21 protein-coding genes and 1 pseudogene are annotated in these 21,082 nt (G+C 66.0%); 15 read left to right on the top strand and 7 right to left on the bottom strand.

Annotated elements, in window-relative coordinates:
* Positions 1-124: 124 nt before the first annotated feature.
* Positions 125-724, top strand: a pseudogene (locus B0E49_RS19625) (IS1595 family transposase); the annotation flags it as partial.
* 6 nt (positions 725-730) lie between these two features.
* Here B0E49_RS19625 and B0E49_RS19620 read toward each other — a convergent pair.
* The 4 genes from B0E49_RS19620 to hppD form a co-directional block, all read right to left on the bottom strand.
* Positions 731-1,045, bottom strand: coding sequence for a type II toxin-antitoxin system RelE/ParE family toxin (locus B0E49_RS19620; protein ID WP_077564456.1), 315 nt, complete (start codon positions 1,043-1,045; stop codon positions 731-733).
* On the bottom strand, positions 1,045-1,332 hold the full coding sequence (locus B0E49_RS19615; RefSeq protein WP_077564455.1) for a ribbon-helix-helix domain-containing protein: 288 nt from the start codon (positions 1,330-1,332) through the stop codon (positions 1,045-1,047). Before B0E49_RS19615 ends, B0E49_RS19620 begins: the two co-directional genes overlap by 1 nt.
* 76 nt (positions 1,333-1,408) lie before the next feature.
* Positions 1,409-2,269: a phenylalanine 4-monooxygenase gene (phhA, locus tag B0E49_RS19610; RefSeq protein ID WP_077564464.1), complete on the bottom strand. Its 861-nt coding sequence runs from the start codon at positions 2,267-2,269 to the stop codon at positions 1,409-1,411.
* 171 nt (positions 2,270-2,440) lie between these two features.
* Positions 2,441-3,577, bottom strand: coding sequence for a 4-hydroxyphenylpyruvate dioxygenase (hppD, locus tag B0E49_RS19605; protein WP_077564454.1), 1,137 nt, complete (start codon positions 3,575-3,577; stop codon positions 2,441-2,443).
* A 112-nt stretch (positions 3,578-3,689) separates the two neighbouring features.
* Between hppD and B0E49_RS19600 the strand changes: the two genes are divergently transcribed.
* Positions 3,690-4,163, top strand: a complete 474-nt coding sequence (locus B0E49_RS19600; RefSeq protein ID WP_077564453.1) for an Lrp/AsnC family transcriptional regulator — start codon at positions 3,690-3,692, stop codon at positions 4,161-4,163.
* 13 nt (positions 4,164-4,176) lie between these two features.
* On the opposite strand, the gene B0E49_RS19595 is transcribed toward B0E49_RS19600, so the two are convergent.
* A complete protein-coding gene (locus tag B0E49_RS19595) occupies positions 4,177-5,457 on the bottom strand; it encodes a CynX/NimT family MFS transporter (RefSeq protein WP_077564452.1) in 1,281 nt (426 codons plus the stop codon).
* Complete coding sequence (locus tag B0E49_RS19590; RefSeq protein ID WP_077564451.1) at positions 5,454-6,158, bottom strand: FadR/GntR family transcriptional regulator; 705 nt, start codon at positions 6,156-6,158, stop codon at positions 5,454-5,456. The genes B0E49_RS19595 and B0E49_RS19590 overlap by 4 nt, the downstream gene beginning before the upstream one ends.
* A gap of 180 nt (positions 6,159-6,338) precedes the next feature.
* Here B0E49_RS19590 and B0E49_RS19585 point away from each other — a divergent pair, with 180 nt between their 5' ends.
* The 8 genes from B0E49_RS19585 (at position 6,339) to B0E49_RS19550 (ending at position 15,024) form a co-directional block, all read left to right on the top strand.
* Complete coding sequence (locus B0E49_RS19585; RefSeq protein WP_077564450.1) at positions 6,339-6,968, top strand: GNAT family N-acetyltransferase; 630 nt, start codon at positions 6,339-6,341, stop codon at positions 6,966-6,968.
* A gap of 57 nt (positions 6,969-7,025) precedes the next feature.
* On the top strand, positions 7,026-7,901 hold the full coding sequence (locus B0E49_RS19580) for a CorC family transporter (RefSeq protein ID WP_077564449.1): 876 nt from the start codon (positions 7,026-7,028) through the stop codon (positions 7,899-7,901).
* Entirely contained in the window at positions 7,901-9,481 is a 1,581-nt protein-coding gene (gene lnt, locus B0E49_RS19575; RefSeq protein WP_077564448.1) for an apolipoprotein N-acyltransferase, read from the top strand. The genes B0E49_RS19580 and lnt overlap by 1 nt, the downstream gene beginning before the upstream one ends.
* Positions 9,482-9,553: 72 nt before the next feature.
* Complete coding sequence (gene glyQ / locus B0E49_RS19570) at positions 9,554-10,459, top strand: glycine--tRNA ligase subunit alpha (RefSeq protein ID WP_077564447.1); 906 nt, start codon at positions 9,554-9,556, stop codon at positions 10,457-10,459.
* Positions 10,456-12,663, top strand: coding sequence for a glycine--tRNA ligase subunit beta (gene glyS, locus B0E49_RS19565; protein ID WP_077564446.1), 2,208 nt, complete (start codon positions 10,456-10,458; stop codon positions 12,661-12,663). The genes glyQ and glyS overlap by 4 nt, the downstream gene beginning before the upstream one ends.
* On the top strand, positions 12,660-13,259 hold the full coding sequence (gene gmhB, locus B0E49_RS19560) for a D-glycero-beta-D-manno-heptose 1,7-bisphosphate 7-phosphatase (RefSeq protein ID WP_077564439.1): 600 nt from the start codon (positions 12,660-12,662) through the stop codon (positions 13,257-13,259). The genes glyS and gmhB overlap by 4 nt, the downstream gene beginning before the upstream one ends.
* Position 13,260: 1 nt before the next feature.
* Positions 13,261-14,049 carry a lysophospholipid acyltransferase family protein gene (locus tag B0E49_RS19555; RefSeq protein ID WP_077564437.1) on the top strand — a complete coding sequence of 263 codons (789 nt, stop codon included), beginning with the start codon at positions 13,261-13,263 and terminating at the stop codon, positions 14,047-14,049.
* Between the two features lie 9 nt (positions 14,050-14,058).
* On the top strand, positions 14,059-15,024 hold the full coding sequence (locus tag B0E49_RS19550; RefSeq protein WP_168175091.1) for a M48 family metallopeptidase: 966 nt from the start codon (positions 14,059-14,061) through the stop codon (positions 15,022-15,024).
* A gap of 231 nt (positions 15,025-15,255) precedes the next feature.
* Here the strand turns inward: B0E49_RS19550 and B0E49_RS19545 are convergent, their stop codons facing one another.
* Positions 15,256-16,323: an MBL fold metallo-hydrolase gene (locus B0E49_RS19545; protein ID WP_077564433.1), complete on the bottom strand. Its 1,068-nt coding sequence runs from the start codon at positions 16,321-16,323 to the stop codon at positions 15,256-15,258.
* A gap of 121 nt (positions 16,324-16,444) precedes the next feature.
* Between B0E49_RS19545 and B0E49_RS19540 the strand changes: the two genes are divergently transcribed.
* The 5 genes from B0E49_RS19540 to aceK are packed head-to-tail and all read left to right on the top strand — an operon-like array spanning position 16,445 to position 21,079.
* Positions 16,445-16,849 (top strand): MerR family transcriptional regulator, encoded by a 405-nt coding sequence (locus tag B0E49_RS19540; protein ID WP_077564432.1) that lies wholly within the window; start codon positions 16,445-16,447, stop codon positions 16,847-16,849.
* A 32-nt stretch (positions 16,850-16,881) separates the two neighbouring features.
* Positions 16,882-17,349, top strand: coding sequence for a PaaI family thioesterase (locus B0E49_RS19535; RefSeq protein ID WP_077564430.1), 468 nt, complete (start codon positions 16,882-16,884; stop codon positions 17,347-17,349).
* A 36-nt stretch (positions 17,350-17,385) separates the two neighbouring features.
* The gene (locus B0E49_RS19530) at positions 17,386-18,564 is read left to right on the top strand and encodes an isovaleryl-CoA dehydrogenase (protein ID WP_077564429.1); all 1,179 of its coding nucleotides are present in this window, start codon (positions 17,386-17,388) and stop codon (positions 18,562-18,564) included.
* Between the two features lie 35 nt (positions 18,565-18,599).
* A complete protein-coding gene (gene can, locus B0E49_RS19525) occupies positions 18,600-19,259 on the top strand; it encodes a carbonate dehydratase (protein WP_077564427.1) in 660 nt (219 codons plus the stop codon).
* A gap of 5 nt (positions 19,260-19,264) precedes the next feature.
* Positions 19,265-21,079, top strand: coding sequence for a bifunctional isocitrate dehydrogenase kinase/phosphatase (gene aceK, locus B0E49_RS19520; RefSeq protein ID WP_077564425.1), 1,815 nt, complete (start codon positions 19,265-19,267; stop codon positions 21,077-21,079).
* The last annotated feature ends 3 nt before the right edge of the window (positions 21,080-21,082 follow it).

Raw genomic sequence — 21,082 nt, 5'->3', positions numbered from 1 at the left:
TTGCACTCGACGCTGGGCTACGTCAGCCCAATGACGTTTGAGCAACGCTGGATCGCGGCCCAGCAGCAAGACAGGAAGTCCGCATAACGGGCAGCCTATGGAGTGCGGACAACAGGGGCAAGTTCACACCGCATTTCGCTGGCGCCATCGCTTTCTTGAGGCTGCGGCCGCACACCGCGCTGAGCACGAGGGTGGGATTGTCGAGGCCGATGAAACCTTCTTTTTGGAGTCCTTCAAGGGCCAGCGTAAGTTGCCACGGCCCGCACGCAAACGCGCAGGGGTGGGCACCCATTGGGAGCGCATTGCGGTGCTCGTAGTGCGTGACCGCGGCGGACAAACCGCCGACTTCAGGTTGGACAAGATCGACGCGCCCCATGTCGCCGCCGTGCTGCGCCCCTTGGTGGACCGGGACGCCATTCTGTGCACGGATGGCGCTCGGGTCTATCAAACGGTTGCCCGTGACATGGGCCTGACCCATCGGGCCATCAATGTCCAACAGGGCGTTCGGGTCATCGACGGAGCCTTCCATATCCAAAATGTCAACGCCTACGATAGTCGCCTCAAGGAGTGGATTCGCCGCTTTCACGGGGTGGCCACCAAGTACCTGGAAAACTACCTCGGCTGGCGCCGCATGATGGAGCGCTACCGCCAAAACATCTCACCTACCGCTTGTTTGTGCGAAGCGCTCGGGAGATTCCCATCTCAACAGCTAATGCAGACATAGCCCGATTTAGTCGTCTAAATCGGATTGCAATGCCGTCTCGTAATCCTGGCCGCCGTAGAAAATACCAATGATGGAGACTTGCTCGGCATCCACGGCAAAGGCGATCACCGCCCGCTTTTTGTAGTTCGTGATGCGCAGGCCGGGGCGCACGTCGTCGCGGCGGGTGCCTCGATGCGGGAAGTCCCGCAAGCCTTCGCAATACGTGACGATGGCACTCGTGTAGCGCTCAGCAATCTCTGGCGAAGCTGCGGCCGCAATGTACCGGTAGAGCGCGGCGAGCTGTTCCTGTGCTTCTGGCGTGAAAACGACGGTGTGCCGCATCACGCTTTTGCAGTGGCCTTCTTGTGCTTCCTGTGCTCGGCCGCAAGCGTTGCCCGCACCTGGTCAACGGTGACCGCCCGCGCCGGGTTGGCCTTCAGCGCGTCGTAGGCGGGTCCTACTTCTTGCCGCAGCCAATGATCCATGGCGCGGTCGCGGGCCATCAGGGCGCGCAGCCCGTCCCGGATGACTTCGCTCTCAGTCGCGTACTCGCCGGCCGCGACTTTGGTTTTCACAATGTCCGCCATTTCGTTGGGCAGGGTGATACTGAATTGCTGTGTGGTCCGCATGATCGGCCTCCATTGACCTAATGGGATTGAATCCTACTCTGGAGGCCATCCCTACGTCAAGAGGGCGAGGCTGCAATCAGCGCGCGATGACGACGTCTTCAGGCAGCCGCGCATCCGCCGCGAGTTCGGGCTGCGCCTTCACGCGCCCGTACAGCGGCGTGAAGTCGGGCGCGGTCAGGTCGAACAGCTGCTGGAAGCTGTCGATGACGAAGTAGGTTTGCTGGTAGCTATCGATCTTGTAGCGCGTGCGCATGGCCCGCTCTGGGCTGAGGGCGATTCTGTTGGGTATTTCGCTGCGCACCGCGTGCTGCAGCTCGCCGCTGGAGCTCAGGATGCCGGCACCGTAGGCACGCAGGCCATCCGGCTGGCGCATCAGCCCGAATTCGATGGTGTACCAGTAGAGCCGGCTCAGCTGCTCGCAGGCGCCCAGTCCGTGCGCTTTCAGGGCGCCGCGGCCGTAGTCCTGGATGTGGTCGGCATACACCGGGTTGAACAGCAGCGGCACGTGGCCGAACAGGTCGTGGAACACGTCGGGCTCGACGATGTAGTCGAACTCTTCGGGCGTGCGCAGCCAGTCGGTCACGGGGAACTTGCGGTTCGCCAGCAGCGTGAAGAATGGCACCTCGGGGATGAGTCCGGGCACGGCGACGATTTCCCAGCGCGTGGCCTTAAACAACCGCGCGTTGATGTCCTCGAAGCGCGGGATGTGGTCCTTCGCGCCCAGCGCGGGCAGCGCGGCGATGAACTCGTCGCAGGCCAAGCCGGGAATGAGCGCGGCCTGGCGCTCGTACAGGCGCCGGTAGGTGTCGTGGTCCTGCGCGGTGTAGGCGGCGTAATTCTGCGGGCAGGTGTAGTCGGCCTGCACCAGCCCCTCGCGGGCGTAGTCGCCGCGCGGCGGGCGCTCGCTGGCGCCGTAGATGGCGGGTTCAACGGCCATGTTGGTCATGCTCCCAAGTTGGTTATTGCGACTTGCTGTCATTCCCGCGCAGGCGGGAATCCACGGCAGTAGCGGCACAGGCGCTTTTTGATATGCGGGCATGGATTCCCGCCTGCGCGGGAATGACAGGGGTGCGCGCGGGAATGACAAACCGGCGGGAAGGGCAGGGACTCACTTGGTTCCCAGCACGCCGCGGCGCATCTGGTCGAGTTCGATGGACTCGAACAAGGCCTTGAAGTTGCCTTCGCCAAAACCGTCGTCGCCCTTGCGCTGGATGAATTCGAAGAAGATGGGCCCCAGCTGGTTCTCGCTGAAGATCTGCAGCAGCAGCGCGCCCTTCTTGCCGTCCAGCAGGATCTTGCGCTTGTGCAGTTCGGCCACGTTCTCGCCGTGGCCGGGGATGCGCTTGTCGATCAGCTCGTAATAGGTGTCGATGGTGTCGAGCAGCTTGACGCCGCGCTCGCGCAGGGCGTCCACGGTGGCGAACAGGTCGTTCGAGCCGAGCGCGATGTGCTGGATGCCTTCGCCGCGGTACATGTCCAGGTACTCCTGGATCTGGCCGGCGGTCTCGTTGCCTTCCTCGTTGATCGGGATGCGGATCTTGCCGCAGGGGCTGGTCATGGCCTTGCTCTTCACGCCGGTGACCTGGCCTTCGATGTCGAAGTAGCGGATCTCGCGGAAGTTGAACAGCCGCTCGTAGAAGTCGGCCCACTCGTTCATGCGGCCGCGGTGCACGTTGTGCGTGAGGTGGTCGATGTAGGTCAGGCCGTTGCCGGGCGGGTTCAGCGCCTCTTTCGCGTCCAGCCCGGGCAGGGCCTCGAAGTCCACGTCGAAGAAGCTGATGTTGCCGATGTCGCCGTCCCTGGCGCCGTTCTTGCCGCGCCAGCGGTCCACCAGATAGATCAGGCTGTCGCCGATGCCCTTGATGGCCGGGATGTTGAGCTCGCCCGGTCCCGCGTGGCCCGCGTAGCCGAAGGCGCCCAGGTCGAGCGCGCGCGCATAGGCGCGCCGCGTGTCCTGCACGCGAAAGGCGATGGCGCAGATGCTCGGGCCATGCTGGCGCGCGAAGCGCTGCGCGAACGAGTCGGGCTCGGCGTTGATGATGAAGTTGATGCCGCCCTGGCGGTACAGCGTGACGTTCTTGTGCCGGTGTTTGGCGACCGGCGTGAAGCCCATGCGCTCGAACAGCGCGCCCATGGCGGCCGGGTCGGGTGCGGCGTATTCGATGAATTCGAAGCCGTCGGTGCCCATGGGGTTGTCCCAGGCGGTGGCGGGCTGCGGCGTGGTGGCCGGCGAGGTTGCGGTCATGGCGAAGTCTCCAGGGTGTAACTCTCAAATATATAAGCGTTGCACATCATTTTTTCTGCATATTGAGGCGCCCGATTTGTATCGAATGCAGGAAAACTGCAAAATACTTTTGATGGAAGCACTCGACAAGCTCGATAAACAGATTCTTCGCAGTCTGCAGGCGGATGGGCGCGCCACCTACGACCAGATCGCCGAGGCCGTGAGCCTGTCGCCCAGCGCCGTGCTGCGCCGCGTGAAGCGGCTGGAGGCGACGGGCGTGATCGACCGCTACGTGGCGCTGGTCAAGCCGGAGGCGGTTGGCCTGGGCCTCACGGCCTACATCAACGTGCGGCTGGAAAAGCACACCGAGAGCCACAAGCGCAACCCGATGGACCTGTTCCGCGCCAGCGTGCAGACCTGGCCCGAGGTGGTGGAATGCGCCGCGCTGACCGGCGAGATGGACTATTTGCTGCGCGTGGTGATGGCCGACATGGCGCACTACAGCCGCTTCATCATGGACACGCTGCTCAAGCACCCGAGCGTGCAGGACTGCAAAACCAGCTTTGTGATGGACCGGGTGAAGGCCACCACGGCGCTGCCGGTGTGAGGTGCGATGAATCTCAGCTGGTCTTGGCGACCGCCACGGCGCGCACGTACTGCGTGCGGCCGGCGCCCAGGCCGCTGGCCACGAGCGCCGCGCCGATCAGCACGAACAGCACGGCCGAAGACGCGAAGCTGCCCGTCCAGCCGCGCAGCAACCCGACCAGCAGCGGCCCGAAGGCGGCCACCAGGTAGCCCACGCCCTGGGCCATGCCGGAGAGCTGCGCGGCCACGTGCGAGTCGGGCGAGCGCAGCACGATGAGCGTGAGCGCGAGCGCGAACGAGCCGCCCTGCGCGATGCCGAGCAGTACCGCCCACGCCCACACGCCGGCCAGCGGCGCGAACAGGCAGGCGAGCATGGCCGCGACCGTGAGCACGGCGACAGTGACCGCGATGCCGACCTGGTTGCGGCAGCGGGCCGCGATCGACGGCACCACGAGGCAGGTGAGCACCTGGGTCATGACCGACACCGAGACCACATAGCCGGCCGTGGCGGCGTCCAGGCCGCGCTCGCGCAGGATCGGCGCGAGCCAGCCCATCACGATGTAGGCGAGGGCGGACTGCAGGCCCATGAACAACGTTACCTGCCAGGCCAGGCGGTCGCGCCACAGGCCGCGCACCGTGACGCCCGATTCGCTGGCGCGGGGTTTCAAAGGCAGCGCCAGCGGCGCCCACAAGAGCGTGACGAGCGCGGCCGGCACGGCCCACAGCGCCAGCGCGCGGGGCCAGCCGCCGCCCAGCGCATGCTCCAGCGGAACGGTCAGGCCGGCCGCGCCGGCCGCGCCGCCGCACACCGCCATCGTGTACAGCCCCATCATGAGGGCGGCCCGGTGCGCGAAGTCGCGCTTGAAGAGGGCGGGCAACAGCACGTTGTTGACCGCGATGCCGATGCCGGCGATGGCCGACGCGACGAACAGCAGGACCAGGCTGCCGCTGCCGCGCGCCAGCGTGCCGACGACGATCAGCAGCATGCAGCCCAGGAGCGTGCGTTCGGTGCCGAAGCGGCGCCCGAGCCACGGCGCCAGCGGCGCGAACAGGCCCAGGCACAGCACCGGCAGCGTCGTGAGGAAGCTCGCGGCGGTGGGCGTGAGGCCGCTCGTGGCCATGATTTCGGGCAGCGTCACCGACAGGCTGGAAAATACCGGGCGCAGGTTGAACGCGATCAGCACCACGCTCAGGCCCAGCAGCAGCTGGCGGCCCCGGCTCGCGGCGGGCGTCGCGCGCGGCGGCGGCCGGTTGTCGGCCTCGGTGTCGATCAGCAGGTCGTCGAGGATGGGGTGTGTGGCGGCGGGGGCGTTCATGGAGCGGTCGTGGCCATCGTGGTGGCCGTGGTGGGGGTGAGTGCCGCGATCATGGGCGCCATGAAGGCGCGCACGGCGGCGGCGGCACGCTCGGGGTCGCGGCTCGCGATGGCGTCGACGATGGCGCGGTGCGCGTCTTCGCCGGGCTCGGGCGGGCCGTCGCCCATCGTGCTGGCGATGGTTTCCCTGATGTAGCCGGACACGAAGCGGCAGGTTTCCACCAGCGCCAGGTTGCCGGAGATGTCGACGATCGCGAGGTGGAACGCCATGTCGCGCTCGATGAAGCCGGCCGCGCCCTGCGCGTCCTCGCGGCTGCCGCGCTGGTCGAGCAGGGTCCGCAGCCGGCGCAAATCGTGCGCCGTGTGGCGCAGCGCGGCCAGGCGCGCCGCCTCGACCTCGAGCGCGCAGCGCAGCTCGAACTGGTCGCGCAGGCTGGCGCGGCGCAGCTTGTGCAGGCCCTCCGACGGGTCGACGTTTGACAGCACATAGGTGCCCGAGCCCTGGCGTACCTCGAGCAGCCCGCCGTGCACCAGCGTCCTGATGGCCTCGCGCACCGTGCCGCGGCTCACGCCCAGCCTGTGCGCCAGCTGCGACTCGATCGGGATGCGTGTGCCCACGGCCCAGCGGCCGCTGGCGATCTCCGTGCGGATGCCGGCGGCGGCGGTATCGGCCAGCGAGGTTCTGGGGGCTTGGGCGAGCATGGGCGTGATATTGCGTTAATTCATAAAATCATCCGATGAATTATACTGAATAGTTGCTCAAGGCCCTGATGAGTCATCGGCCGGGTAAAGGCGACCACGGGCGACCCCGGCGCTGCCGGTGTAACAACTTGTCGTTTTTCCTAAGCTAACTTCACTAGCGAAAACCCGTATATTGAAACCATGACTGACACAAAAACCCCGGTGATGGTGCCGATCCGCTCGCTCGGCCCCGGCCATCGCGAGCGCATCACCGCCCACCTGCTGGCGCTCGACGAGCACGACCGCTACCTGCGCTTCGGCTACATGGCCAACGACGAGCAGATCACGCGCTACGCCGATGGGCTGAACTTCGAGCGCGACGAGATTTTTGGCATCTACAACCGCAAGCTGGAACTGATCGCGATGGCGCACCTGGCCTTCTCGGTGAGTCCCGAGTGCCGCTCGTGTGCGGAGTTCGGGGTATCGGTGCTCAAGCACGCGCGCGGGCGCGGCTACGGCGCGCGCCTGTTCGACCGCGCCGTCATGCATGCGCGCAACGAGGGCGTGGAGCTGATGTTCATCCACGCGCTGTCCGAGAACAAGGCGATGCTCAAGATTGCCCACAACGCGGGCGCCACGGTGGAGCGCGACGGCTCCGAGTCCGAGGCGCACCTGCGCCTGCCGCCCGCCACGCTGGACAGCCGGGTGAGCGAGCTGGTGGAGACGCAGTTCGCCGAAATGGACTACAAGCTCAAGACCCAGGCCAAGCAGTTCCGGGACTTTCTGGCGGGCCTGCAGGCCACGCGGCGCGGCGTGCGCGAGGACCAGTGAGTCGTGCGCCGCACCGATCCGCTATCCTAGAGGCTCCATCACTACCGCACATCCACTGTGTCCGACCCCCACCCTTCGCGCTTTCATGAGAAGGAAGACAAGCGCACTTTCCTGCAAAAAGTTGCCGAATTTATTTCCCCCGGGCCCGATTCCAAAACGGGGTTGATCCAGACCCTGGCCGATGCCGAGGAGAATCAGGTGATCGGCGCCGAGAGCCGCGTCATGCTCGAGGGCGTGATCCGCATGGCCGACATGACCGCCGGCGATGTCATGGTCGCCGCCACGCGCATGGACCTGATCGACATCGACGCGCCCTTCGACGAGCTGCTGCATGACGTGATCCAGACCGCGCACTCGCGCTTTCCGGTGTACGAGGGCGAAAAGGAAAACATCATCGGCATCCTGCTGGCCAAGGACCTGCTGAAACTGCAGCGCGCGCCCGAGCTGAATATCCGCGCGCTGTTGCGCCCCGCCGTGTTCGTGCCCGAGACCAAGGCGCTGAACGATTTGCTGCGCGACTTCCGCGGCAACCGCAATCACCTGGCGATCGTGATCGACGAGTTCGGCCGCGTCGCCGGGCTCATCACCATCGAGGACGTGCTGGAGCAGATCGTCGGCGAGATCGAGGACGAGTTCGACATCCCCGAGGACGAAGGCGACATCTTCGGCCTGGCCGACCACACCTACCGCGTCAGCGGCGACACGCCGATCGAGCGCGTGAACGAGGCCTTCGACGTCACGCTGGCGAGCACCGACCCCGAGGACGAGTTCGACACCATTGGCGGCCTGATCGCGCACGAAATGGGCCATGTGCCCAAGCGCGGCGAGCAGCACCGGATGGCCGGGCTCGACTTCGTGGTGCTGCACACCAAGGGCGGCGCCGTGCGCTGGTTCAAGGTCTCGCCCGCCGCCACCGAAGATCTCACGGGCTAGTGCGAGCTTCCCTCCCACGCTCCCTGCTGCTGGTCGCGCTGGCCGGCGCCGCGCAGGCCGCCAGCCTGGCCTGGCCCTTCGCCTTCGGGCTGGCGCCGGGCGCTCCCGTGGGGTGGCTGCAACTGCTGTCCCTGGGCGTGCTGGCCTGGCAGGTGGACCGCTGCCGTGCCGGCGACGACTGGCGCCACGCGGCGGGGCTGGGCTGGCTGTTTGCGCTGTGCTGGCTCGGCGGCACGTTCTGGTGGCTGTTCATTTCCATGCACACCTACGGCGGCCTGCCGGCCGTCTTGGCGGTTCTGGCAGTCGCCGCCCTGGCGGCACTGCTGGCGCTATACTACGCCGCGGCTTGCGCGGTTTTTGTGGCGCTAGCCCCCGCCGGCAGGGCGCTATCTGCTATTGTTTTCGCAGCGCTGTGGCTGCTCGCCGAACTCGCGCGGGACCAGTGGTTCACCGGCTTTCCGTGGGGCGCGGGCGGCTATGCGCAGGTCGATGCGCTGGGCATGTTTGCCAGCAGCGTGGGTGTTTTTGGCGTGGGCTGGATCGCCACCTTGCTGGCGTATCTGGTGGCGGCCTGGCTGCGCCAGCCGGGGACGCTGGTGCTGCGTCCCTGGGGACTGCTGGCAGCCCTCCTTCCCGTGGCCGTGCTGGTGGCTCTGGCGCGGCATCCCTGGAGCACCGACAGCGGGACGCTGGGCGTGACGCTGCTGCAGGGCAACATCCCGCAGGACGAAAAATTCCAGGGCGGCAGCGGCATTCCGGTGGCGCTGCAGTGGTACGGCGAGCGCCTGCAGGCGGCGCGCACGCCGCTGGTGGTGGCGCCGGAGACCGCCATTCCGCTGTTGCCGCAGCAACTGCCCGCGGGCTACTGGGCCGCGCTGCAGCAGCGCTTTGCGCAGCCCGGCGTGAACGGGCCGCAGGCGGCGCTGATCGGCATTCCGCTGGGCAGCTACGAGCAGGGCTACACCAACTCGGCGCTCGGGCTGGCGCCGGGCCAGGCGGCGCCGTACCGCTACGACAAGCACCACCTGGTGCCGTTCGGCGAGTTCATTCCGCCGCTGTTTCGCTGGTTCACCGAGATGATGAACATCCCGCTGGGCGACTTCAACCGCGGTGCGGTCGGGCAGCCCTCGTTCAAGGTGGACGGGCAGCGCCTGGCGCCCAACATCTGCTACGAAGACCTGTTCGGCGAGGAGCTGGGCGCACGCTTTCGTGATGCGGCTGCAGCCCCCACCATCCTTGTCAACATGAGCAACATCGGCTGGTTCGGCGACACCGTGGCGATCGACCAGCACCTGCAGATCTCGCGCATGCGCGCGCTGGAGTTCGAGCGGCCCATGATCCGCGCCACCAACACCGGGCCCACCGTGATCATCGACTACCGTGGCCACGTGACGCGCGAGCTGCCGCGCTACACGCGCGGCCTGCTGGTGGGCGAGGTGCAGGGGCGGAGCGGCATCACGCCCTACGCCTGGTGGGTGTCGCGCTTGGGGCTATGGCCGCTGTGGGCGCTGGGGTTTCTGAGCGTGGCGCTGGCGCTGTGGCAGCGCCGGCGCAGCGGTGGGGCGCCGGAAGGCCCGTAAAATCAGGGCTCAGGCGGGCTTGAGCCTGCTCCCTTACCGTTTGCGCCGGGCCGGTCGGCGCGCCCATCACCTATGTTGACCTTTCAGCAAATCATTCTGACCCTGCAGTCCTATTGGGATGCCCAGGGCTGCGCGCTATTGCAGCCTTATGACATGGAAGTCGGCGCCGGTACTTCGCATACTGCTACATTTTTAAGAGCAATCGGGCCGGAACCGTGGAAGGCCGCGTATGTGCAGCCGAGCCGCCGCCCGAAGGACGGGCGCTATGGCGAGAACCCGAACCGACTGCAGCACTACTACCAGTACCAGGTGGTGCTCAAACCCGCGCCGTCCAACATCCTGGAGCTGTACTTGGGCAGCCTCACGGCGCTGGGCTTCGACCTGAAGAAAAACGACATCCGCTTTGTCGAGGATGACTGGGAGAACCCCACGCTCGGCGCCTGGGGCCTGGGCTGGGAGGTCTGGCTGAACGGCATGGAGGTCACGCAGTTCACCTACTTCCAGCAGGTCGGCGGCATCGACTGCCGGCCCCTCACGGGTGAGATCACCTACGGGCTGGAGCGCCTGGCCATGTACTTGCAGGGCGTGGACAACGTCTACAACCTGAAGTGGACCGAGAGCATGAGCTATGGCGACGTCTACCTGCAAAACGAGAGGGAACAGTCGGCCTACAACTTCGAGCACAGCGACGCCGACTTTCTGTTCACCGCCTTCAATGCGCACGAAAAGCAGGCGAAGCACCTGATCGAAGTGCAGCTCGCGCTGCCGGCCTATGAGCAAGTCCTGAAGGCCGCGCACAGCTTCAACCTGCTGGACGCGCGCGGCGCCATCAGCGTGACCGAGCGCGCCGCCTACATCGGCCGCATCCGCAACCTCGCGCGCGCCGTGGCGCAAAGTTATTTCGAGAGCCGCGAGCGATTGGGCTTCCCGATGGCGCCGCGCGAGTGGGTGGCGCAGATGACGAAGAAGGCCGCATGAACAAAAATCTCCTCGTTGAACTGTTTGTGGAAGAGCTGCCGCCCAAGGCGCTGCGCGCGCTGGGCGAGGCATTTGCCGGCGTGCTGTTCGAAAAGCTGCAGGCGCAGGGCCTGACGGGCTTTGATGCCCAGCTCACCGCCTTTGCCTCGCCGCGCCGGCTCGCCGCGCATGTCACCGATGTGGCCGCGCAGGCCGTTGACAAGGCCGTGTCGCAAAAACTCATGCCGGTCGCGGTCGGGCTCGATGCCGCGGGCCAGGCCACGCCCGCGCTGCTGAAGAAGTTGCAGGCGCTCGGTGTCGGCGCGCAAGCGGTCCCGGGCCTCAGGCGCGCCGTGGATGGCAAGGCCGAAGCGCTGTTTCTTGAACGCACGGAGAAGGGGGCAACGCTGGCCGAGGGCTTGCAGGCGGCGCTGTTGGACGCCATCGCGAAACTGCCCATCCCCAAGGTCATGAGCTACCAGCTGGAGAGCGGCTGCGAGCTGCCGGGCTGGAGCAGCGTGAGCTTTGTGCGGCCCGCACACGGTCTGGTCGCGCTGCATGGCGCCGACGTGGTGCCGGTGCAGGCGCTGGGCCTGCAGGCGGGGCGCGACACGCACGGCCATCGCTTCGAGGCGCGGGTAGACCCGGTCGTGCTGCGGGACGCCGACAGCTACGCGCAGCAGCTGGCCGAGGACGGCGCGGTGATCGCCAGCTTCGAGGCGCGCCGCGCCGAGATCGTGCGCCAGCTGGCGGCCGCTGCGCTCAAGGCGGGCAGCGCCGACGGCGGGAAGTCGCACGCAGCGCTGCAGCCGATCCACGACGACGCGCTGCTCGACGAGGTGACCGCGCTGGTCGAACGCCCGAACGTGCTGGTGTGCGCGTTCGAGCCGCAGTTTCTCGAGGTGCCGCAGGAATGCCTGATCCTCACGATGAAGGCGAACCAGAAGTACTTCCCGCTGCTCGATGCAAAGGGCAAGCTCACCCATCAGTTCCTGGTCGTCAGCAACATCACGCCCGAGGATGCCAGCGCGGTGGTGCAGGGTAACGAGCGCGTGGTGCGCCCGCGCCTGGCCGACGCCAAGTTTTTCTTCGACCAGGATCGCAAGATATCGCTGGCCTCGCGCGTCGAGCAGCTCGGCAAGGTGGTCTATCACAACAAGCTCGGCACGCAGGGCGAGCGTGTGCTGCGGGTGATGCGCATCGCGCGCGCGATCGCCGAGCAGCTGGGCGGTGCCGGGCTCGCCGCGCAGGCCACGCAGGCCGCGCAGCTGGCCAAGGCCGACCTCGTGACCGACATGGTGGGCGAGTTCCCCGAACTGCAGGGCACCATGGGGCGCTACTACGCGCTGCACGACGGGCTTGACCCGGCCGTGGCCGATGCGATCGAGGACCACTACAAGCCGCGCTTCGCGGGCGACACGCTGCCGCGCAACGCGGTCGGCACGGTGGTGGCGCTGGCCGACAAGCTCGAAACCCTGGTCGGCATGTTCGGCATCGGCAACCTGCCGACCGGCGACCGCGACCCGTTCGCGCTGCGCCGGCACGCGCTCGGCGTGATCCGCATCCTGATCGAGAAGAGTCTGGATTTGGAGCTGGCGCAATTGGTGGGTATGGCGTCTGCCGCGTTTGATCAATCAGCACAAGGCGAGTCAAAACAGGCGGGCGACAAAGCCGGGGGTGACTTTGGTTGGCATTTGGACGCTCCGGGCGCAGACGCAATTTCGACTTTCATCTACGACCGCCTGACCGGCTCCCTGCGCGAACAGGGCTACAGCGCTGGGGAAGTCGATGCTGTGGTGTCGCAACGGCCGCAGCGCCTGGCCGACGTGCCCAAGCGCCTCGACGCCGTGCGCGCCTTCGCCATGCTGCCCGAGGCGCCCGCGCTGGCCGCCGCCAACAAGCGCATCGGCAACATCCTGAAGAAGGCGCCCGAGGTGGACCCGCATGTCAGCGAGCTGCTGCTGAAGGCGCCGGCCGAAGCGGCCCTGTTCGCAGCCATGAACCAGACCGCGGCGCAGGCCAATGCGCAGTTCGAGGCCGGCGACTACACCGCCTCGCTGCAGACGCTGGCGGCGCTGCGCGAGCCGGTCGATGCGTTTTTCGACGGCGTGATGGTGAACGCCGAGGAGCTGGACCTGCGCCTGAACCGGCTCGGCCTGCTCAAGCGCCTGCACGATGCCATGAACCGCGTGGCCGACCTGTCCAGACTGGTGGCCGTGCCATGAAGCTCGTCATCCTCGACCGCGACGGCACCATCAACTGGGACAGCGAAGATTTCGTCAAGACGCCCGACGAATGGATTCCCATGCCCGGTGCGCTGGAGGCGATTGCCCGGCTCAACCATGCGGGCTGGCGCGTGGTGGTGGTGGCGAACCAGCCGGGTCTCGGGCGCGGGCTGTTCGAGATGGCCTCGCTGAACCAGATCCACGCCAAGATGCACAAGCTGCTGGCGGCCCAGGGCGGGCGCATCGACGCCGTGTTTTTCTGTCCGCATGCGCCCGGCGAAGGCTGCAGCTGCCGCAAGCCCGGGGCCGGCCTGTTCGAGCAGATTCGCGAGCGCTACGGCGTCGAACTCAGGAACGTGCCGGCGGCGGGCGACAGCCTGCGCGACATCCAGGCCGGGGTCGCGGCCGGGTGCGAGGTCCATTTGCTGCTGACGGGCCAGGGCGCGCAGTTCCGCGACCGGCTGGCGTGCGGCGAGCCGCTGCCCGAGGCCTTTCCCGCGGGGACCCTGGTGCATGAAGACCTGGCGGCATTTGCCTCGTTCATCCTTGCGCGCGAGGCCGGTCCGCAGCCCGCGCGCGCGGCCGAGATGGCTTGACATGCGTCTGATCCGCTCGCTTTTGCATCTGCTGTGGATGGCCATCACCGTGATTCCGTGGGCCACCTTCGCCATCATCGCCTCGCTGTTCGTGAGCAGCACGCGCATGTACTGGATCTGCGCGGGCTGGCTCCGGCTCGCGGTGAACAGCGGCACCGTGATCCTGGGCATCCAGAACCGCATCACCGGCTGGGAGAACCTGCCGCAGGGCGAGCTGGAGGCGGCGGTGCTGCTGGTCAAGCACCAGTCGACCTGGGAGACGCTGGTGATGCCGGCCATCATGCCGCACCCGCTGGCCTATGTGTTCAAGCGCGAGCTGCTGTACGTGCCGTTCTTCGGCTGGTCCATGGCACGCATGGACATGATCCACATCGACCGCAGCCAGGGCGCGCGTGCCTTCCACAAGGTGGTGACGCAGGGCAAGCGGCTCATGAAGCAGGGCAACTGGGTCATCATGTTCCCCGAGGGCACGCGCATTCCGCGCGGCCAGGCCGGCACCTACAAATCGGGCGGCACGCGGCTGGCGATCCAGTGCGGCGTGCCGGTGATCCCGATCGCGGTCACGTCGGCCAAATGCTGGCCGCGCAAGGCCTTCATCAAGACGCCGGGCATTGTGGACATTTCCATCGGCAAGCCGATCGCCACCACGGGCCGCAAGCCCGACGAGCTGATGCGCGAGGTGCAAACCTGGATCGAGGCCGAGATGCGCCGGCTCGACCCCGAGGCGTACGGCCTGGAGCCCGCGTCCGCCGCCTTGCCAGCCGGAGCCGACGCCGATCGCCGGCGCTGAATCACGATGATGCGCGGGCTGCTTCAGTTCACGCTGGACCTGTTTGGGCCGGAGCCGCCCGCACCGCCGGTTCTTAAGAGAAATCAGCCTGTAGCCCTTGCGGAGCCTGCGCAACAAGCTATCGAATTTGTAGTGACGGCCGCGCCGAACGAGGCTACCCGGCCGCTCGACCAGATGCTGGCGCCGGCCACCTTCCGGCATCCGCGCGCGAACCGCGAGGCGCAGTTGTCGGGCGCCGTGGTGGCCTACGAGTTCCGGCGCGGCAAGCGCCGCACCATCGGCTTTGCGGTGGGACCGGCCGGCCTGGTGGTGAGTGCGCCCAAGTGGGTGCCGCTGCACGAGGTGGATGCCGCGCTGCGCGAAAAATCCGGCTGGGTCGTGAAAAAGCTGGGCGAAGCGCGCGAGCGCCAGGGCCGGCTCGAGTCGAACCGGATCGAGTGGAAGGACGGCGCCACGCTGCCGTTTCTGGGCGAGCGCGTCGTCATCGTGCTCGATCCGCGCCATGCGTTCGGCGAGGTGGGGGCCGTGCTCCGGAGCGATACGGGTGTCGGGGCGCAGAACGCCGCTCTACCCGGCGCGCCGCGGCTGAGCCTGCGCCTCGGGTTGCCGCTCGGCGCCACGCCGGCGCAGATCCGCGATGCCGTGCAGGCCTGGCTGATGCGCCAGGCCCGGCGCATATTTCTGGAGCGGCTGAACCATTTCGCGCCGCGACTGGGCGTGCAATGGCGCCGCCTCGCCCTGAGCAATGCCGGCACACGCTGGGGCAGCGCCAGCGCGGACGGCTCGATCCGCCTGAACTGGCGCCTGATCCATTTCCGCCAGCCCATCATCGACTACGTGGTGGCGCACGAACTGAGCCATCTGCGCGTGATGAACCACAGCCCGCGTTTCTGGGACACGGTGCGCACGGTGGTGCCCGACTACACCGAATTGCGTGGGCAGCTCAAGGAAGAAGCGCTGCCGCGCTGGGATTGAGGCAGCCTCTGCGACTGTCGTCATTCCCGCGAGCATCGTCATTCCCCGCGCAGGCGGGAATCCACAGTTGCCATGACAAGGATCTCGGGTGTGCGGACATGGATTCCCGGTCAGGCCGGGAATGACAGGCAGGGAGGCGGAAATGGACAGGCAGGGAGCCGGGAATGACAGGCAGGGCGTTGGGAATGACCACTTCGGGCCGCTTTGACAACGCCGCGCCGCGGCCAACGCTCAGACGGCGCTGAAGCGGTAGATGCCGTCGCCATCCAGCGTGCGGCGCAGCTGGCCGCCGTACCACAGCGCGTGCAGATGCGCGACCGCCTCGCCCATGGCAAACGTGGTCTGGTGCAGGTCGAGTGGGCGCTTGAACATGATGGGCAGGATGTCGGCGGCGTGGCAGGGCTTGCGCTGGCATGCCTCCATGACTTCGGCGAGCCGGTCGCGGTGGTGGTCGTGCAACTGCTCGATGCGCTTGTGCAGGCCCTTGAAGGGTTTGCCGTGCGAGGGCAGGGTCAGGGTGTCGGCGTCCAGCGCGCTGAATTTGTCGATGGAGTCGAGGAATTGCGTCAGCGCATTGCTCTCGGGCTCGACGTCGTACACGCTCACATTCGTCGAGATGCGCGGCAGCATCATGTCGCCGCCGATCAAAATGTTCAGTTCTGCGCAGTGCAGCGCAATATGCTCCGGGGCATGGCCGTAGCCGCTGATGCAGGTCCAGTCGCGCCCGCCGATACGCACCGTGTAGCCGTCCATCAGGCGGTGGAAACTGCGCGGCACGTCGGGCACCAGGCTCGGGTAGTAGTTGGTGCGGGCGCGGATTTTCTCGATCGAGTCGGGGTCGGTCAGGCCGTGCGAGGCAAAGAACCGGGCGGCGCTCTCGCCGCCGAAGCCGGTGGTGCTCTGGGTGCTCAGACGCGCCACGTTGTAGTCGGTGGCGCTGATCCACAGCGGCGCCTGCCAGCGCTCGCACAGCCAGTGCGCCAGGCCGATATGGTCCGGGTGCATGTGGGTCACGATCACGCGCAGGATCGGCAGGCCCTGGAGCTGGGTCGCAAAGATGGCTTCCCACTGGGCCTTCGATTCGTCCCGGCTGATGCAGCAGTCCACGATGGTCCAGCCCTGGACCGGGCCATCCGGGCCGTCCATCTCATCGCGCAGCAGCCACAGGTTGATGTGGTTCAGCGCAAACGGCAGGCTCATGCGGATCCAGCGCACGCCCGGTGCGACCTCGAGGGTGGTGCCGGGTTCGGGCAAAACATCGCCCAGGGGGTAGTGGAGTTGTTGTTCGAGCAGGTTCATGAAGGAGGCCGGTTGATGTTGACGTTTACGTAAACGTAAGGTGTAATCGTGCATTGTAGGGACATCACCCCCTTTGCAGTGTCACTTCGGTAAAACCTTCCCGCATCGCACATTTCCCGCCATGGCCATCACCTACACGATCAGCGACCTTGCGAAAGAGTTCGACCTGACCACGCGCGCCATCCGCTTTTATGAGGACATGCAACTGCTGCAGCCCGAACGCGAGGGCCCCGGCGGGCGCAACCGCGTGTACAGCGCGCGTGACCGCACCCGGCTCAAGCTGACGCTGCGCGCCAAACGGCTGGGGCTGAGCCTGACGGAGGCCCGGGAGATCATCGACAGCTACGACAGCCCGCGCGACACCGCGCCGCAGCTGAAGAAATTCCTGGCCGTGCTGTCGAATCACCGCCAGCAGCTGGAGCAGCAGATGGCCGAATTGCAGGCGAATCTGGAAGAGGTCAAAACGCACGAAAAAGAGGCGAGGGCCCTGCTGGCCAAGGTCGAAAAGGCCGAAAAAGCCCGCTAGCGCATTCACGTCAACTTCAATCTTCCCACCTCATGACCGAACCCACTCCTGCGACATCTCCCCCCGACGCGCCTGACGCCGGGCTGTTCCGGCGCATCGAGGCCAGCTTCAGCCGGCAGGGCATGATGCGGCATCTGGGCGCGCGGCTGCTGCGCGTGGCGCCCGGCCTGTGCGAGATTGCCCTGCCCCATTCGGACAAGGTCACGCAGCAGCAGGGCGGTTTTCATGGCGGCGCGATGGGCGCGCTGGCCGACATTGCCGGCGGCTATGCCGCGCTGACCCTCGTGCCCGAGGGCATGGAGGTGACCACGGTCGAGTACAAGATCAACTTCCTGGCCGCCTACCAGGGCGGCGAACTGCGGGCCACCGGGCGTGTGGTCAAGGCCGGCAAGCGCATCGTCGTGACCACCGCGCAGGTGGTGCATCTGGACCAGCACGGCAGGCAAAGCGACTGCGCGGTGATGCAGCAAACGCTGGTGCCTGTGCCCAAAACCTATTAACCTGTTTTATTCCACCTCCGACAGCAGAGACACACCATGAACATGCCAGGACTCAACTTTCAGCTCGGCGAAGACATCGATGCCCTGCGAGACGCCGTGCACGATTTTGCGCAGACCGAGATTGCGCCGCGCGCGGCGGAGATCGACCGCAGCGACCAGTTTCCGATGGATCTGTGGCGCAAGATGGGCGATCTGGGCGTGCTCGGCATCACCGTAAGCGAAGAGTATGGCGGCGCCAACATGGGCTACCTCGCGCACATGATCGCGATGGAAGAAATCTCGCGCGCCAGCGCCTCGGTGGGCCTGTCCTACGGCGCGCACAGCAATCTGTGCGTGAACCAGCTCAAGCGCAACGGCAGCGAGGCCCAGCGCAAGAAATACCTGCCCAAGCTGATCTCCGGCGAGCACGTCGGCGCGCTGGCCATGAGCGAGCCGGGCGCGGGCTCCGACGTGATCAGCATGAAGCTCAAGGCCGAGGACAAGGGCGGCTTCTACCTGCTGAACGGCAACAAGATGTGGATCACCAACGGGCCCGACGCCGACACGCTGGTGGTGTATGCCAAGACCGAGCCCGAGCTCGGCGCGCGCGGGGTCACCGCCTTCATCATCGAAAAGGGCATGAAGGGCTTTTCCATTGCGCAAAAGCTCGACAAGCTCGGCATGCGCGGCAGCCACACGGGCGAGCTGGTGTTCCACAACGTCGAGGTGCCGGCCAGCCAGATTCTGGGCGGGCTGAACGGCGGCGCCAGGGTGCTGATGAGCGGGCTCGACTACGAGCGCGCGGTGCTGTCGGCCGGGCCGATCGGCATCATGCAGGCGGTGATGGACAACGTGGTGCCCTACATCCACGACCGCAAGCAGTTCGGCCAGAGCATCGGCGAGTTCCAGCTGATCCAGGGCAAGGTCGCCGACATGTACACCGTGCTGCAGGCCGGCCGCGCCTACTGCTACACCGTGGGCAAGAACCTCGATGCGCTGGGCAGCGAGCACGTGCGCCAGGTGCGCAAGGACTGCGCCAGCCTGATCCTGTGGTGTGCCGAACAGGCCACCCGCATGGCCGGCGACGGCATCCAGATTTTCGGCGGCAACGGCTACATCAACGAGTACCCGCTGGGGCGCCTGTGGCGCGACGCCAAGCTGTATGAAATCGGCGCAGGCACCAGCGAAATCCGCCGCATGCTGATCGGGCGCGAATTGTTCAGCGAGACGATGTGAGGCGTTGCAGATGTCCCCTAAATTAAAATCACCCCATGACTACACCCAATATTGACGAGCTGTTCGTCCACAATCGCAACTGGGCCGCGCAGATGGAGCGCGAGCGTCCCGGCTTCTTCACCAGCCTGGTGAAGCAGCAAACGCCCAAATACATGTGGATCGGCTGCTCCGACAGCCGGGTGCCGGCGAACCAGATCACCGGACTCGATCCGGGTGAGGTGTTCGTGCACCGCAATGTCGCCAACGTGGTGGTGCATTCGGATCTGAATGCCTGGTCGGCGATCCAGTTCGCGGTCGAGCGGCTCAAGGTCGAGCACATCATGGTAGTGGGCCACTACGGCTGTGGTGGCGTGGGTGCGGCGCTGGAAAATGCGCGCATCGGCATGGCCGACAACTGGATCCGCCACATTCAGGACGTGCGCGATCGCCATCAGGCGCTGCTCGATGCCCTGCCGGCGGCGAACCGCGCCGACGCCCTGTGCGACATCAACGTGATCGAGCAGGTGGTGAATATCTGCGTCGGCACCGTGATGCTGGACGCCTGGGGGCGCGGCCAGAAGGTCAGCATTCACGGCTGGGCCTTCGGCGTGAACGACGGACTCCTGCAGGACCTGAAGATGACCGTCTCCAGCTCCGAAACCCTGCAGCCCCAGTACCGCGCCGCCATCGCCGCCGTGATCGCCGCACGGAGTTAGTTAGCTTGTTCCCCCAGCGCCTGGACTCGCCGCTGGCCTACGACATCGCCAAGGCCATGGTGGACGGCTTCAACCGCCACTACCGGTTGTTCCGCACCGAGTCGGCCCGCGCCAAGCACCGCTTCGAGACCGCCGACTGGCACGGGCAGCAGCGCGCGCAGCGCGAGCGCATCGAGTTTTATGACCTGCGCGTGCGTGAATGCTTCACCCGGCTCGAGCGCGAATTCAAGGCCGGCGCGCTGCCCATGGACGTGTGGCAGCAGATCAAGCTGCACTACATCGGCCTGCTGGTGGACCACTACCAGCCCGAGCTGGCCGAAACCTTTTTCAATTCGGTCACCACCAGGATCCTGCACCGCACGCACTTTCACAACGATTTCATTTTCGTGCGGCCGGCGGTCAGCACCGAGTACATCGAGAACCCCGAACGCACCGCACGCCCCACCTACCATGCCTACTATCCCACGCGCGAGAACATGCGCGAGGTGTTCAAGCAACTGGTGAACGACTTCGACCTGCGTCGCCCGTTTGAAGACCTGGACCGCGATACCGGGTATGTCTTGCAAGCGATGAAAAGGCGGCTCGGCGACGCCAAGCTGCGCGCCAATTTCCAGTTCCAGGTGCTGTCCGGTCTGTTCTTTCGCAACAAGGGCGCCTACGTGGTCGGCAAGATCATCAACGGTTTCACCGAGATCCCGTTTGCCCTGCCGATCCTGCACAACCGGCATGGCAAGCTGGTGATCGATGCGGCGTTGTTCGGCGAAGACGATTTGCTGATGCTGTTCAGCTTTGCGCGCGCCTACTTCATGGTGGATATGGAGATTCCCTCGGCCTGGGTGCAATTCCTGCGCAGCCTGATGCCGCGCAAGCAGCGCACCGAAATCTACAACGCGCTGGGCCTGGCCAAGCAGGGCAAGACGCTGTTCTACCGCGATTTTTTGCAGCACCTGCGCTATTCCACCGACCGCTTTCGCATCGCGCCCGGCATCAAGGGCATGGTAATGCTGGTGTTCGACCTGCCCTCGTTCCCGTTCGTGTTCAAGCTTATCAAGGATTACTTCCCGCCGCAAAAGGAAACCACGCGCGAACAGATCAAGGCCAAGTACCTGCTGGTCAAGCAGCACGACCGCGTGGGCCGCATGGCCGACACGCTGGAATACCGCGAGGTGGCGTTTCCGCGCGAGCGCTTCGAGGACGCTCTGATCGAGGAAATCCGCAAGTTCGCACCGAGCCAGCTCGAGATCAGCGACCGCGACGGCGATGGCCATCTCGAGGTCATCATCAAGCACCTGTATATCGAGCGGCGCATGATCCCGCTCAATATCTACCTGCAGGAGGCCTTCGACGCGGGGCCGGGCGATCCGCACGCCAGGGCGCAGGTCGAACGCGTCGTGATCGAGTACGGCAACGCGATCAAGGACCTGGTGGCCGCCAACATCTTTCCGGGCGACATGCTGTGGAAAAATTTCGGCGTCACGCGCAATGGCAAGGTGGTGTTCTACGACTACGACGAGATCGAGTACATCACCGACTGCAACTTCCGCCGCGTGCCCGAGCCGCGCAACGAAGAGGAAGAGATGAGCGGCGAGGTCTGGTACACGGTCGGCCCGCACGACGTCTTTCCCGAAACCTTTGGCCCCTTCCTGCTCGGCAATCCGCAGGTGCGTGCGGTCTTCCTCGAACACCACGCCGACCTGCTCGATGCCTCGTTCTGGCAGGCGCACAAGGAGCGCATCGCGCAGGGGCACGTGTACGACGTGTTTCCCTATGACCAGAAAAAGCGCTTCAACCCGACGGACGGGGAAACCGATTTGTCATAGTCG

It is taken from the genome of Polaromonas sp. C04 (assembly GCF_002002705.1).
Taxonomy (GTDB): Bacteria; Pseudomonadota; Gammaproteobacteria; order Burkholderiales; family Burkholderiaceae_C; genus Rhodoferax_A.
Note: the sequence above shows the minus strand (reverse complement) of the source record. Positions and strands in the feature narration are given on the sequence as shown.